At 67.5% G+C, this 13,911-nt stretch carries 11 protein-coding genes and 1 riboswitch; of the genes, 7 read left to right on the forward strand and 4 right to left on the reverse strand.

Features of this window, described 5'->3' with window-relative positions; translation table 11 throughout:
- Positions 1 to 4 precede the first annotated feature (4 nt).
- On the reverse strand, positions 5 to 2,479 hold the full coding sequence (locus tag FZ983_RS01185) for an ATP-binding protein (protein ID WP_247883517.1): 2,475 nt from the start codon (positions 2,477 to 2,479) through the stop codon (positions 5 to 7).
- Between the two features lie 277 nt (positions 2,480 to 2,756).
- Here FZ983_RS01185 and murJ point away from each other — a divergent pair, with 277 nt between their 5' ends.
- The 3 genes from murJ (at position 2,757) to FZ983_RS01200 (ending at position 6,342) form a co-directional block, all read left to right on the forward strand.
- Positions 2,757 to 4,328: a murein biosynthesis integral membrane protein MurJ gene (gene murJ, locus FZ983_RS01190; RefSeq protein WP_149221814.1), complete on the forward strand. Its 1,572-nt coding sequence runs from the start codon at positions 2,757 to 2,759 to the stop codon at positions 4,326 to 4,328.
- Positions 4,329 to 4,375: 47 nt separating this feature from the next.
- A riboswitch (SAM riboswitch) is annotated at positions 4,376 to 4,455 on the forward strand.
- A gap of 80 nt (positions 4,456 to 4,535) precedes the next feature.
- Positions 4,536 to 5,744 (forward strand): O-succinylhomoserine sulfhydrylase, encoded by a 1,209-nt coding sequence (metZ, locus tag FZ983_RS01195; RefSeq protein ID WP_149221815.1) that lies wholly within the window; start codon positions 4,536 to 4,538, stop codon positions 5,742 to 5,744.
- A gap of 82 nt (positions 5,745 to 5,826) precedes the next feature.
- Positions 5,827 to 6,342, forward strand: coding sequence for a phasin family protein (locus FZ983_RS01200; RefSeq protein WP_149221816.1), 516 nt, complete (start codon positions 5,827 to 5,829; stop codon positions 6,340 to 6,342).
- Positions 6,343 to 6,346: 4 nt separating this feature from the next.
- On the opposite strand, the gene FZ983_RS01205 is transcribed toward FZ983_RS01200, so the two are convergent.
- On the reverse strand, positions 6,347 to 7,303 hold the full coding sequence (locus FZ983_RS01205; RefSeq protein ID WP_149221817.1) for a cation diffusion facilitator family transporter: 957 nt from the start codon (positions 7,301 to 7,303) through the stop codon (positions 6,347 to 6,349).
- Between the two features lie 167 nt (positions 7,304 to 7,470).
- Between FZ983_RS01205 and FZ983_RS01210 the strand changes: the two genes are divergently transcribed.
- Entirely contained in the window at positions 7,471 to 7,890 is a 420-nt protein-coding gene (locus FZ983_RS01210) for an OsmC family protein (RefSeq protein ID WP_149221818.1), read from the forward strand.
- A 97-nt stretch (positions 7,891 to 7,987) separates the two neighbouring features.
- Positions 7,988 to 10,081: a YjbH domain-containing protein gene (locus tag FZ983_RS01215; protein WP_149221819.1), complete on the forward strand. Its 2,094-nt coding sequence runs from the start codon at positions 7,988 to 7,990 to the stop codon at positions 10,079 to 10,081.
- Positions 10,082 to 10,083: 2 nt separating this feature from the next.
- Here the strand turns inward: FZ983_RS01215 and FZ983_RS01220 are convergent, their stop codons facing one another.
- On the reverse strand, positions 10,084 to 10,461 hold the full coding sequence (locus FZ983_RS01220) for a hypothetical protein (RefSeq protein ID WP_149221820.1): 378 nt from the start codon (positions 10,459 to 10,461) through the stop codon (positions 10,084 to 10,086).
- 363 nt (positions 10,462 to 10,824) lie between these two features.
- On the opposite strand from FZ983_RS01220, the gene FZ983_RS01225 reads away from it, so the two are divergent.
- Positions 10,825 to 10,989, forward strand: coding sequence for a DUF1328 domain-containing protein (locus tag FZ983_RS01225; RefSeq protein ID WP_014247924.1), 165 nt, complete (start codon positions 10,825 to 10,827; stop codon positions 10,987 to 10,989).
- Positions 10,990 to 11,292: 303 nt separating this feature from the next.
- On the opposite strand, the gene FZ983_RS34570 is transcribed toward FZ983_RS01225, so the two are convergent.
- Complete coding sequence (locus FZ983_RS34570; protein WP_247883518.1) at positions 11,293 to 12,144, reverse strand: sigma-70 family RNA polymerase sigma factor; 852 nt, start codon at positions 12,142 to 12,144, stop codon at positions 11,293 to 11,295.
- Positions 12,145 to 12,715: 571 nt separating this feature from the next.
- On the opposite strand from FZ983_RS34570, the gene FZ983_RS01235 reads away from it, so the two are divergent.
- Positions 12,716 to 13,738 carry a transglycosylase SLT domain-containing protein gene (locus FZ983_RS01235; protein WP_247883519.1) on the forward strand — a complete coding sequence of 341 codons (1,023 nt, stop codon included), beginning with the start codon at positions 12,716 to 12,718 and terminating at the stop codon, positions 13,736 to 13,738.
- Positions 13,739 to 13,911 lie beyond the last annotated feature (173 nt).

Below are 13,911 nucleotides of genomic sequence, written 5' to 3' on the forward strand. Positions count from 1 at the left end.
GAGCTCAAGCCACCGTCTGGCGTTCGCGCAGCAGCGGCTCCAGCGCCTCGGCGACGGCACGGCGCAGGTCGGCGGCGATCACCGGCTTGTGCATGACGCGGAAATTGCCGGCCTCCGCCTCCTGGGCGCGGGCGGGCGCGGTATCGCCGGTGACCAGGATGCCCGGCAGGATGCGGCCGAGGGCAAGACGAACCTCGCGGATCGCTTCGGTCCCGGTGCGGCCGTCGCGCAGGCGGTAATCGGCGACGATCAGGTCGGGGGGCGGTCCGCGATGGGCGAGATCCAGCGCCTCGGCACAGGATTCGGCCGCCAGCACCGTGTAGCCCCATTCGGCGAGCATGGCGCGCAGCCCCTCGCGCACGATCCCGTCATCCTCGATCACCAGCACTGTGGTCGCGAAGGCCGGACGCGGCGCGGAAGCCGGGGAGAGTTCCTTGGCGGTGGGCGGCGCGGCCAGCGGCACTTCGACCGAAAAGACGGAGCCCTGTCCGGGCATGGAGCGGACCGCCACTGAATGGCCGAGCATGACCGACAGCCGCCGCACCACTGCCAGCCCGAGGCCGAGACCCTGGTCGCGGTTACGGCTGGCATTGCCGACCTGCACGAACTCCTGGAAGATGTCGTCCTGCTGGTCGGCCGGGATGCCGATGCCGGTGTCCCACACCTCGATTCGCAACTTCCCGCCACGGCGGCGGCAGCCGATCAGGATGCGCCCCCTGTCGGTGTAGCGCAGCGCGTTTTCCACCAGATTCTGCAGGATGCGTCCCAGCAGCATCGGATCGCTGCGCACATGGGCGCGGCAGGGCACGATGTGCAGGATCAGCCCCTTCTGGACGGCGACGGACCGGCTGTTCGCGGCCACACGGTCCATAACCTCTGACAGGGCGAACACTTCCACCTCCGGCACCACGGCGCCGGCCTCCAGCCGGGAAACGTCGAGCAGACCGTCCAGCAGCATCTTCAGCGCGCCGAGCGCCCGCTCCATGGTGCCCAGAACGTTGCGCGTCATTCCATCCGTGACACGGCCGGACAGCACCTCCATCAGCAGCATCAGCGACTGGACGGGCTGGCGCAGGTCGTGGCTGGCGGCAGCGAGGAATTTCGATTTGGCGACATTGGCGCGATCGGCCTCCCGACGGGCGTCGGCCAGTGCCGCCTGGGCGCGCTTGTGCTCGGAGATGTCGCGGACGGTCGCGATCAGGCTGACCAGCCGGTTGTCGTGATCGCGCACCGGCGAGGCGCTCAGTTCCAGACAGCGGGGAACCTCCGGACCGTCGCCTGCCCGCGCCAGTTCCACCCGCGCGTCGCGGCCGACGACGATGGCGTCGCGCAGCGGCTGCAGAGCCGCCCGGTCGTTCGTGGCCCGCTCCAGCGCCGTCAGGGCGCCGCTGCCCATCAGGCCCGACATCGGCGTGCCAAGCAGTTTTTCCAGCGCCGGGTTGACATACACGATGGGCATGCCCGGCTGGGTAGCGTCGGCGATCATGATGCCGTCGTTGCTCCAGGCCAGCGCACGGTTGCGGACGCGCAGGGCCCGGTCGGTGTGGCGCCGCCATTGCAGTTCGACGATGAAGGCGATGATGAACAGCAGGATCACCACCGTGGTGGCGACCGCCCAGCCGATATAAAGGCGGGCATTGTCACGCCAGGGTCCGAACACCGTTTCCACCGATTCGCCGACGATCGCGATGACCGGATAGTCCGGGGGCGATCGGAAGGCCAGGATGCGCTCCACCCCGTCGACCGGGCTGACCATGCGAAGGTGGCCGATGGGGTTCTGTTTCACCGCATGCCAGAGTTCGGAGTTGGCGGTGCCACGGCCGGACACGGAATTGGAACTGACATTGCGGGCGATGATGACGCCATCCGTGCGCAGCAGCGCCGCCGCCCCATCCGGAGGAAGCCCCAGCACCCGGTAATAGCGGACGAAGGATTCGACAGGAATGTCGGCCACGGCGATGCCGGCGAAGGTGCCGTCGCCATTCTCCAGCCGGCGCGAAACGGGGATCAGGGCATCCTGAGTCTCCGACGACGCATAGGGCATGCCGATCACCAGCCCGCGCGGCGCGCTGTCGCGGGCGATGCGGAATTCGTCACGGTCGGTGACGCTGCCCTGGAAGGTCGCCCGTCCGCCGCCCATGGTCAGCAACCCGGCAGAATCGTAAACGCGCACACCCACCACCAGCCCTTCCTCGAAGGCGCGGCGGGTGTCCAGGCGCATGGACCGGTTGCGTTCCGTATTGGCGATCAGATCCAGCAGAAGGTCGTCGACCCGGCGGAAGGTGGAGATCGCATGCTCCTCCACCAGCCGGGCGACGACGGCGGTCTTTTCATGGACCGTGAGGTCCAGTAGCCGCTCCTCCCGCTCCAGCCGGTCGAGCAGAATCCACCACAGGGCGGCGATCGCCAGCACGACCGCCAAGGCGGGCAGGACCAATCGCCCGCCGAAACCGGAGAAAAGCCAGAGCGCCCGCTTCACGTATACCCCGAACGCAGTGGATCGTCCGCCTGCCGCGTCCATCGGCGAAAGGCGGACGGCGGCGGCAGGCGAACGCAAGCATGCCGCAACGCAGGTGCGGACGCAACGGCGTTACCGGGAAGGTGGCAGCGCAACGAAGTTGCTCCACCCATGCGAACCGGTCGTGGCGACGGCTCACCTCGAACGCTCCGGCTATGCGCTCCAGCGCACCACCCCGTCGGTCAACCCGCCGAAATGCCGGCTTTGCGGCGCTCCGGCCGGCCGCTATACCGCGTGAATGAGCTTTGCCCGCGCCATCGCCACCGTCGGCGGACTGACCCTGCTGAGCCGGCTGGCCGGCTTCGCACGCGACATTTTGACCGCTGCGGTCCTGGGCGCCGGTCCGGTGGCCGACGCCTTCTTCGTCGCCCTGAAACTGCCCAACCTGTTCCGCCGCCTGTTCGCGGAAGGCGCCTTCGGCGTCGCCTTCATCCCGCTGTTCGCCGCGGAACTGCAGACACGCGGCCGGGCCGCCGCCGTGCGCTTCGCGGAAGAGTCGCTGGCGATGCTGCTGGCGGTGCTGCTGCCCTTCACACTGGCGGCCGTGGTCGCGATGCCCTGGCTGATGCATGGTCTCGCCCCCGGCTTCTCCGACGAGCCCGCCAAGTTCGCATTGGCGGTGGACATGGCGCGGCTGACCTTTCCCTATCTGGCGCTCATTTCGCTGGTGGCGCTGCTGGGCGGCGTGCTGAACGCGCTGGACCGCTTCGGTCCCTTCGCCGCCGCTCCCATCGCCTTCAACCTGACCCTGGTCGCGGCCCTGCTGATCGCGCCGCGGCTGGGGCTGGAGCCGGGCATCGCCATGGCGGCGGCGGTCACCCTGTCCGGAGCGGTGCAGGTCGGATGGATGGCTTGGGCCTGCCGCAATGCCGGCGTGACGCTTCGCCTGCGGTGGCCCCGGATGACCGACAGCATGCGGCGGCTGTTCCGGCTGATCGGGCCGGGGGCCATCGGAGCCGGCGTCATGCAGATCAACCTGTTCCTGAACATCGTGCTCGCCTCGCTCCTGCCGTCGGGCGCCGTCTCGTTCCTTTATTATGCCGACCGGCTGAACCAGATGCCGCTGGGTGTCATCGGCATCGCCATCGGTACCGCCCTGCTGCCGGTGCTGGCCCGCCATGCCGCCGCCGGGGATGAGAGGATGGTGCGTCATTATCTGAGCCGCGCGCTGGAATTCAGCCTGCTGCTCGGCCTTCCTGCCGCGGTCGCGCTGGGCGTGGCGGGGGCGCCGATGGTGTCCGTCCTGTTCCAGCGCGGCGCCTTCGGCCCGGACGAGGCGCATGCCACCGCAATGGCGCTCGCCGCCTATGCCATCGGCATCCCGGCCTATGTGATCGTGAAGTCGCTGAATGCCGCCTTCTTCGCCCGCCACGACACGGTGACGCCGGTGCGCGTCGCGATCATCGTGACCGTTGCGACCGCCGCACTGGCACTGGCGCTGATGCCGTGGCTGCAACATGTCGGCATCGCGCTGGCGACCGGACTGACGGCGTGGCTGGATGTCGGGCTGCTGATTGCGGCGATGCGCAAGCGGCGCCTGTTCGACCTGGACGACCGGCTGAAACGCCGCGCCCCGCGCATCGCCGCGGCGGCCGTGGGCATGGGGGCGGTGCTGGCGCTGGGCGGCACGCTGCTGACCCCGTGGCTGGAGGCGCCGTCCACCGCAATGCGCTTCGCCGCCCTGGCTCTTCTGGTCGCCGGCGGTGCCGCGGCCTTCGGAGTGCTGGCGGTGGCACTGGGCGGGGCAAGCCTGGGGGACATGAAGGGGATGCTGTCGAAATCTCCCGTTCCTGCAGAGGAGAGGGGGTGAAGATGCGGGGCTACCCCACTTGACGGCGGTCATAGGCGGTCGTACAAGCGAACCCACGTGGTGATTTGGTCGACCGGCTTGCGGGCCACGTAAAACAACCCGCTAAAAAGGTCCGAGCCGCGTCTGCGCCTCGACCCGATCGGTCGGGGCTTTTTTCGTTTGCGGCCGGCCCTGCCCCACCGGCGATCATCAGGGGAGAGTGGCGGAATGTCGCGCACCGATCATCGCAATCCGAACGTTTCGGGCCTGCGCCCGCGGTCCAAGCTGGTCCATGGCGGCATCCGCCGCTCGCAGTTCGACGAGACCTGCGAAGCGCTGTACCAGACCTCCGGCTTCGTCTACGGTTCGGCCGAGGAGGCGGAGAACGCCTTCGCCAACGACGGCTCGCGCCACGTCTATTCGCGCTTCCGCAACCCGACCTCGGCGATGTTCGAGGACCGGCTGGCCGAATATGAGGGGGCGGAGTGGGCCTATGCCACGGCCAGCGGCATGGCGGCGGTGCATGGCGCGCTGATGAGCGGGCTACGGACCGGCGACCGCGTGGTTGCGCCGCGGGCACTTTTCATTTCCTGCTACTGGGTCCTCAAGGAGCTGTGCAGCCGCTTCGGCATCGAAACGGTGTTCATCGACGGCACCAATCTAGCGGAGTGGGAAGAGGCGCTGTCCAAGCCGACCAAGGCGGTCTTCCTGGAAACCCCGTCGAACCCCGGCCTGGAGGTCGTCGACCTGGAGGCGGTCTGCAAGCTGGCCCACAAGGCCGGCGCGGTGGTCGTCGCCGACAACGCTTTCGCAACGCCGGTGCTTCAGCGCCCGTTCGACTTCGGCGCCGATGTCATCATCTATTCGGCGACCAAGCACATCGACGGACAGGGCCGCTGTCTGGGTGGCGTCATCCTGGCCAAGGACGGGAAATACGCCTCGGAAGTGATCCACCCCTTCCTGCGCAACACCGGCCCGACCATTTCCCCCTTCAATTCTTGGCTGCTGCTGAAGGGCATGGAGACGCTGGAGCTGCGCGTGCACGCCCAGTCGGCGGCGGCGCTGCAGGTGGCGGAGTTCCTGGAAAGCCATCCGAAGGTCGCCCAGGTGCTCTATCCGCTGCTGCCCAGCCACCCGCAATACGATCTGGTGCGCAAGCAGATGACCGGCGGCGGCAACATGCTGTCGGTCTTCCTGAAGGGCGGAAAGACCGAGGCGTTCAATGCCCTGAACGGCCTGCGGATGGTGATGATCTCCAACAATCTCGGCGATTCGAAGAGCCTGATCACCCACCCCGCCACCACCACCCATTCCAAGCTGACCGACGAGGAAAAGGTCGCCGCCCGGATCGAACCCGGCCTGCTGCGCCTGTCCGTTGGTCTCGAGGACCCGCAGGACATCATCGAAGATCTCGACCGCGCGCTCGCCGAGGCGTAAAGATCGTGCCGGAACTTATGCTGCAGTGCAGCGTTGACGCTGAAGCTCCGGTTCCGGCAACGATTTGAGAGAGGCGACGCCCATGTCACGACAGAATTCCGGCAACGGCCATCCCACCGACCGGCTTATGGCGGTGGCGGGCCAGTTCACCAAGACCGGCCTTCGCAGCAGCGAAATGGGCGTCGCGGCAGCGCAGACAATCGGCTACCGCACGGCGATGATGGCGGCGGCGATGTCGAACCCCATCGACTTCGCCAACCCGGAATTCATCCGCATGGGCTCCGAAAAGGTCGAGGCGATGGTGGAGGCCTTCCACGCCGTCGCCACCGGCATCAGCGAGTTCGGACAGGCCTGGTTCACCATGGTGACGAAGCAGACCCAGGCGGCTGCCGTCACCATCGGCGGACTTGCCGCATGCAAGAATCCGGTGGAGATCGTCGACGTCCAGCAGCGCCTGCTGGCCGATGCCGTCGATGCCGGCATCCACGCCAACCTGCACCTGATGGAAACGACGGCGGCGTTGGCTGCCGCCAGCATGAATCCCGCCTACCGCAAGGTGCGGGCGAACGCCCGCCGCCTCGCCCGCGAACAGGCCTGACCGCTCACACCACGTCCGGCGGAGCCAGACGGCAGCAGCTGCCGTCATGTTCCACCTGGATGGTGGCGTGGCCGATGCCGAAGCGGTCCTTCAGCACCGACGAGATTTCCAGCAGCAGCGCATCGTCCTGGTTCATGCCGGGACGGACGAGATGGGCGGTCAGCGCGGTTTCCGTCGTGCTGATCGGCCAGATGTGCAGGTCATGCACCGCGGCGACGCCCGGCAGTCCGGCCAGATAGCGCTCCACCCCCGCCGGGTCGATGCCGTCGGGCACCGCATTCATCGCCAGCCGTACCGAATCGCGCAGCAATCCCCAGGTGCCGGCGATGATCACCAGCGCGATCACGATGCTGGTCACCGGGTCCAGCCAGAACCAGCCGGTGAAGCGGATGGCCAGCGCCGCCGCCACCACGCCGGCGGACACCGCCGCGTCCGCCACCATGTGCAGATAGGCGCCGCGCAGGTTGATGTCCTGCTTCTGTCCGCCCATGAACAGCCAGGCCGTCCAGCCGTTGATGACGATGCCGATCATCGCCACCACCATCACCGTGGTTTCCGCCACCGGTTGCGGTTCCACCAGCCGGGTTGCCGCCTCCAGCAGGATGGCGCCGACGGCGATCAGCAGGATCATCGCGTTCAGCAGCGACGCCAGGATCGAGGCGTTCCCGAAGCCGTAGGTGTAGCGCCCCTTCGGCAGCCGCCGTCCCAGCCACACCGCCCCCCAGGCCAGCAGCAGTCCCATCACGTCGCTGAGGTTGTGCCCGGCATCCGCCAGCAGCGCGGTGGAGTTGGCAAGAAGGCCATAGACCGCCTCCACCACCACGAACCCGATGTTCAGCAGCGCACCCAAGGCGAAGGAACGGTCGTAGCGGGCGGGGGCGTGATGATGGCTCCCATGGGTATGGGTGCCGTGGGTGTGACCGCCATGGGAATGGCCGCCGTGGATGTGTCCATGCGGCATGGTGGAAAGCCTCGTCGGAAGGTGCATTGCAGCACACGCAACCATGGGCCCGCCGTCGCGGGAGGGCAAGAGCCGCGCAACGGTGGTCCGCCCCCTCTTGCGCCGATCCGCTGCGGCGCCTAGCTTCGCGCGGTCACTCACACCAACCGTGAACGAAGGAATTGGTCATGAAGGCGCGCGTCACCTGGGTGGACGGCAAGATGTTCGTCGGCGAATCCGGCAGCGGCCATGCCGTGGTGATGGATGGCGCGCCCGAATCCGGCGGTCGCAACGCCGGCATCCGTCCGATGGAAATGCTGCTGATCGGGATGGGCGGCTGCACCTGTTTCGATATCGTGATGATCCTGGAGAAGGGCCGCCAGCAGATCACCGACTGCGTCGCTTCCATCGAGGCCGAGCGGGCGGAGACCGACCCGAAGGTCTTCACCAAGATCCACGTCCACTTCACGGTGACCGGCCGCAAGCTGGATCCGGCCAAGGTGGAGCGTGCCATCGCGCTGTCGGCGGAGAAATACTGCTCCGCCTCCATCATGCTGGGCCAGACCGCAACCATTACCCACGACTTCGAAGTGGTCGAAGCGCCGTAAGAGCGCTATTTGACGGTCACCATTGTCTTTTCGGTTGCATCCATACGCATGAAAAGCGAAGGATCGGACGAGATATCCGTTCCTTCGCGATCACTGCGTGCGCATCTTCGCCCTCATCATCCTCGCAGCCGCCTTTCCTGCACTTGCCCACGACGGGCGATCCAGCCTGTCCGGATCAAGTCTGTCCGATTGGGGCGGAATCGGGCTTTTGCAGATGCCGAATGCGCGGATGGCGCCCGACGGATCGATGAGCGGCGGGTTGACGGCGCTCGGCGACCTGCACCGTCACTATGCCATCTCCGCGCAGCCGCTGCCCTGGCTGGAAGTCACGGCGCGCAACAGCGCCTATCCCGGCTATTACGGCCTCAGCGAACCCGGCCTTGACCTCAAGCTTCGCCTGCGGCGGGAGGACGAACGCGGGCCGGCGCTGGTCGTCGGCGGGCGGGACGTCACCGGATCCGGGCTCGACCTGCCGGGCAAGGGGCGCTTTGCCGGCGAGTACATCGCCCTGTCGCGCCGCTGGTGGGACGTGGACCTGACGGTCGGCATGGGATGGGGAACGCTGGGCGAGGCCGGGCACCTGCGCAATCCGCTGCGCTTCCTGAGCGGCCGGTTCCGCCGCGACCGCGACCCGTCGGCATGGCCGACCAGCCGTGGACCGGGGGCATGGTTCAGCGGCGAACGGGTGGCCCTGTTCGGCGGGGCGGAATGGCACATGCCGGCCATGGGACTGCTGGAAGGGCTGAGCCTGAAGCTTGAGTCATCCGGCGACCGCTTTCGGGCGCAACGGCAGGACGAGCCGGGATTCGAGCCCGGCAGCCGCTACAGCCTCGGCCTGTCCTGGCGCCCGGCATCCTGGGCCGATCTGGGTGCCGCCTATGAGCAGGGACGGCGACTGATGCTGCGCCTGTCGGTCCGCTTCGATCCGGCGGTGGATGCCGACCGCTTCGAACGCCCTCCTCCGGCGGTCGGGCCGCGGCCGGCGGAGGGGGCTGGGCTGTCGGCAGAGGCCATCGCGCTGGTCGCCCGCAGCCGCGGACTGCCTGTCCGTTCCGTTCGCATCGACGGCGACATGGCGACCCTTTGGCTCGACCCAGCCGGCGGCGGACGGCTGCCGCTGGCCCGTGAAGTCGGTGACGCGGCACGGCTGCTCGCCGATCTCGCTCCGCCGCAGGTGGAGAGATTGCGCGTGGTCACCGGCGCCGCCGGGATCCTGTCCGCCGCCACAACGCTGCTGCGCCGCGACCTGGAGCGCGCCGCCGGTCACCGCGGCAGTTCCGAGGAGATCTGGCGCACGACCTTGATAGAGCCGTCCGCCGGCCCGGTGCCGGACTGGCGTCCACGGCTCGACCTGTCGACCCGGCTGGTCGCGACCTTCGATCTGGCGGAACTGGGAACCACGCTCGCCCAGCGCACCCACACCGATGTGATGCTGCGCGGCGAGCCCGTACGCGGGCTGGTGCTGGGCGGTGGCCTGCGCATCGACGCCGGCAGTGACCTCGACCTGCTGGACACCAACGCCCTGCCGGCCGCCCGTCCTGTGCGCAGCGATCTGCCGCGCTATGTGGAGCGCCCGCTGGCGCTCGACCATGCCTATGCGGCGTGGCTCTCCAACCCGGCGGACGGGCTGACCACCCGGCTGTCGCTGGGCCAGTTGGAGGAGATGTATGGCGGCATCGGGGCGGAGGCGCTGTACCAGCCGCTTGCCGCCCGCTGGGCCATCGGCCTCGACCTCAATCACGTCTGGAAGCGGCGGCCGGACAGCCTGTTCGGCATCGACCGCGGCGATGCGCGCGGCACCGGCCATGCCAGCCTCTATTGGGAGGCGCCGGGGGCGGGCACCACCACGGCGTTGCGGCTTGGGCGCTATCTAGGCGGAGACTGGGGTGGAACGGTGGAGGTGATGCGGCGCTTCGACGGTGGCATCGGCCTGACCGCCCACTCCACCTGGACCGAGGGGCCGGACGGTGCCCAAAGCCGCTTCGGCGGGCGGATGGATTGGGGGCTGGCGCTGGTGGTGCCGATCGGGGCATCGGGCTGGATGCCGGTCGGCGGCACCGTCGAGACGGCGGTGCGCACGCTGGGGCGCGATGCCGGGCAGCGCCTGCAGCAGCCGCTGCCGCTCTATGACGTGCGGGTGCCGGGAGGCTACGGCCGCCTCGCCGGCACATGGTCCCGCCTGTTGAACTGAAGTCAACGGACAACTTCACCGGTGGGCGTCGTTGTGGCGGCATGCGGGTCGAGGACCACGGTCGTCCATTGACCCTGCCGGTCCATCGCGCTGGCAACGTACCGGTCGCCATCCTTGCGGAAATCACGCACCGACACATAGCCGGCGGCGCTGAGCTGATTCAGCAGCGTGGTCTGCTGCAACTCGACCGGCTTCTGGCCGGGAACGCGGCGGGCGCGCATATCGGACGAGGCTCCGCCGGAGCTTCCCAGGCCGGTCGACATCGAGCGGTCGGCGCCCGTGCTGCCGGAATAGGTGCTTGAATAGGTATATTGCGCCATCGCGGCCGGAGCCGCCGCGAGCGTGACGGCGAAAGCCGCCAGCCAGAGCTTGGTCTTCATCTTTCCCTCTCCTGCGGATGGTCGCCGCGACAAGGCCGCGGCGTCGCCGGAGGTCGAACCGCCGGCCGTCAGGGAAAGGAAACGCCCGAGGGCGCAGGTTGTTGCATAAATGCCAGATCTCCGTGGTCCGTGAGCGCACGGGTATTTCGGCTGATACAGGACGCGGGAACATCGTGCCCACGGCATTGTTCTGTACTTCGAATGCCGCCGTACCGGCTGTGCTTACCGTCACCTTGGCCCGTCTTCCCGAACAGGAAGACATCGGGGTGCGGAGACGACGGGACGGCGGATGCGGCCACGACTTGTCTAATGCGCGACGCCCGAAGTCCTGTGAAGATCTTCGGCCGAGCGAGGGAGGGTATGATGCTCTATTGGGCTCTTGTTTTCTTCGTCATCGCGCTCATCGCCGGCGCGCTCGGGTTCGGTGGGATCGCGTCGGCCAGCTCCGGCGTCGCGCAGATCCTGTTCTTCCTGTTCCTGGTGCTGTTCGCCATCAGCCTGATCATGGGGCTGGTCCGGCGGCGGTAGTGCCACGGCATCCACCGGGCGATCCGCTCATGGCCTTTCCCGTAGGGGATGGAACCATCGGCGGACCGCCCGGTTGATTGCGGCATCTCCTGAGGCTGCAACACACTCTCTCCCCCCAAGAGGTGACGTCAGGGCTGGCGAGCCAGGGCGGCGCTTCGATTGTCCCCGCCTTCGGCGGCGTCTCCCCCGGACGCCGCCGTTCTTTTTTATGCCCGCTGTCAAAGACGGAGACGGGGGCCGGACATGAAAACGGGGCGCCCGACCACCGGACACCCCGTGTTTCACGATGGACGCTGCTTTGGATCAGGCGTCCGCGTCCTCCCCGGGATCGCGGCCTTCCATCAGCAGGCGGAGCGCGCGGCGGCCGCGTGAGAGGCGCGACTTCACCGTCCCGATCGAAATGCCGAGAATATCGGCCGCCTCGTTGTAGGAAATCCCTTCCAGTCCGATCAGCAGCACGACCTCACGCTGTTCGTTCGGCAGCAGGGCGAGCGCGCGACGCAGGTCGCGAAGCTCCATCCGCACGAACTGCGACCCGGGGGCCGCGCCGATGGCGGCCTGCGCCTCGGCGTCGATGTCAACCACCGGCTGGCGGCGGCGGACGCCGTTGATGTGCAGGTTCCGCAGGATGGTGAACAGCCAGGCGCGCAGGTTGGTGCCGGGGCGCCACAGATGCAGGCGGGACAGCGCACGTTCAAGGCATTCCTGGACCAGATCGTCGGCCAGCGTGGCATCGCGCACCATGGCGCGGGCGAAACGGCGCAGGCGCGGGATTTCCTCTTCGATCTGCCGGATCACCGCCGGATCCGGCGGTGCATTGGGATCGGGACGGAATTCGTCGGCAGGCGTACCGTCGGCTGGGTCGATGTGGGCCGCGTCCATCTCGGTTGCGTCGTTCTTGGCCGCATCGCTTCCGGCTTCGGCCTCGATGGCCTCGGCATGAACGTTCAAATGGGTCTCCGTCTGAGCCGCGGCATTCTGCGCGCCATCAGTGGCGGCACGGCCGTTACGGGCATCGGTGGGGTGCTTGTCAGTGTACGTCGGCGCGCGGTCCGAACGGGTCCGGCCGACGGCCTCGGCGCCGAAGGCTACAGGCTCGACCGGGGCCGGGCCGCGCATTCGGTGGCTCAAGGTGGTCGCGACGTGGTTCGCCATCGGTGAAACGATGCCTCCTTCAATGCCGTTCGCCACAGCCGCACCGACCACTTTCGCGGTTCTCCGGCACTGCCGGGGCCTCCGGCGCGACGGCCCCGGACGAGGTGTGCTTCCTTCGTCCGGGGCCGCCGAATTTGCAGCCGATTATCTGGCCCGATCCCTACGTAATGAGCGTACAAAGGGGCTGCCAGTTGGGAAAAAGGCTAGTGGGTCATACAATCGGGCCAGATTACCCCTAGAGTACCCCGTGTATCCCAGGGCGATCACCGTTCGGGCGTTGGCTTTAAATTTGGTCTTTCGTTATCTCTCCAACACGATTGGAGGACGCATGACCAACATGAAAAGAAAAAGACCGACCGAAACATCTCGATCGGTCTATGAATTTTTTATTGGCGGCGCCACATCAAGCAGTACTGGTGACGTAGTGACAGGCAGCCAGCCTTCCGTTTCGCATTATGCCGTCAACTCTGCCGGTAGGTGCAGCAGCCGCAGCGGCGTCCTCCCTGTGAGTTCTGACCTCGACCTTTCGATGGTCTCAAACGGCTTCAATAAAATCATACAGGGGGGTCCGGTGGAACACCACACGAACCTTTGCGGTACGCCGTCCGCGTCGCGCGCTTCTGCAACCCTGCAGCGTACCCGCCGACAGGTCTCCAGCCGTGCGCGCATCGGCGCGCTGGCCGCCGCCCTGATGCTTCCGGGGGTGCTGGCTGCCGTTCCCGCCAAGGCCGGCGTCGCGGAGAAGACCGTCGCAGCGCTGGAGGCCCTCGCCAACAAGGGCAGCGTCCGTGCCCAGTATGAGCTGGCGCAGCATTACGAACGGGCCGACGGGGTAAAGGCCGACCCGCGGCTCGCCTTATCCCTCTACTGCCGTGCGGCGCGTCAGGACTATGCCGACGCTGCACTGATGGCCGGGCGCATGCACATGGCCGGCGTGGGCGGCGTCAACAAGGACGCAGAGCTCGGCCGCGCCTGGCTGAGGAAGGCCGCCGCGCTGGGCAGCGAACAGGCGGAACGGCTGGTGGGCAGCGTAAGCAGCACCGTGAAGACCCCGGACCGCTGCGAACCGCCCAACCTGCGCTGGGGCATCATCCGCAAACCGCCGGCCGAAATCCGCGCCATGGTGCAGAAGATGGCGCCGACTTACGGCCTCGACCCCGATCTCGTCCTGGCAGTCATCGCGGTTGAATCCGGCTATCGCGTCGACGTCGTGTCGAACAAGAACGCCCAGGGGCTGATGCAGTTGATCCCGGAGACGGCGGAACGCTTCGGCGTCACCAACCCGTTCGACGCGGAACAGAATCTGCGCGGCGGCATGAAGTACCTGCGCTGGCTGCTGGCCTATTTCGACGGCAACGTCACCCATGCGCTGGCCGGCTACAATGCCGGCGAGGGGGCGGTCCTGCAGTACAAGGGCATCCCGCCCTACCGCGAGACGCAGGATTACGTCGTCAAGATCCGCAGCATCTACGCGCAGAGCTATCACCCCTTCAACCGCGGAATCGTGCAGTCCGCCGGCGTGGTCAGCACCGCGCGAGAAGAGGTTGCCGAGCTGTCGCTTTCGACCAGGGCGCGCAGCAGCGGAAAGCGCTGAGAACGACAGATTGCGACTCGGAAAAATGCGACTCGGGCGACTCGGAGCGCGTTTGGTTAACACTTTGGTTATAAAGTGACGATTACCCTCGGGGAACGACGGATTTCGCAAGTGCTGGCGTCTCGGACAAGGACGCCATCCCGCGTCACCCGCCAGCGTCTCACCCGCAACGT

Origin of the sequence: Azospirillum sp. B21, assembly GCF_008364825.1 — a bacterium.
Lineage (GTDB): Bacteria > Pseudomonadota > Alphaproteobacteria > Azospirillales > Azospirillaceae > Azospirillum.

Bases quoted from the DNA above. Each gene is read 5' to 3' on its own strand.
- murJ (WP_149221814.1), top strand. From the start codon at position 2,757: ATGAGCTTTGCCCGCGCCATCGCCACCGTCGGCGGACTGACCCTGCTG.
- metZ (WP_149221815.1), top strand. From the start codon at position 4,536: ATGTCGCGCACCGATCATCGCAATCCGAACGTTTCGGGCCTGCGCCCG.
- FZ983_RS01200 (WP_149221816.1), top strand. From the start codon at position 5,827: ATGTCACGACAGAATTCCGGCAACGGCCATCCCACCGACCGGCTTATG.
- FZ983_RS01205 (WP_149221817.1), bottom strand. From the start codon at position 7,303: ATGCCGCATGGACACATCCACGGCGGCCATTCCCATGGCGGTCACACC.
- FZ983_RS01210 (WP_149221818.1), top strand. From the start codon at position 7,471: ATGAAGGCGCGCGTCACCTGGGTGGACGGCAAGATGTTCGTCGGCGAA.
- FZ983_RS01220 (WP_149221820.1), bottom strand. From the start codon at position 10,461: ATGAAGACCAAGCTCTGGCTGGCGGCTTTCGCCGTCACGCTCGCGGCG.
- FZ983_RS01225 (WP_014247924.1), top strand. From the start codon at position 10,825: ATGCTCTATTGGGCTCTTGTTTTCTTCGTCATCGCGCTCATCGCCGGC.
- FZ983_RS34570 (WP_247883518.1), bottom strand. From the start codon at position 12,144: ATGGCGAACCACGTCGCGACCACCTTGAGCCACCGAATGCGCGGCCCG.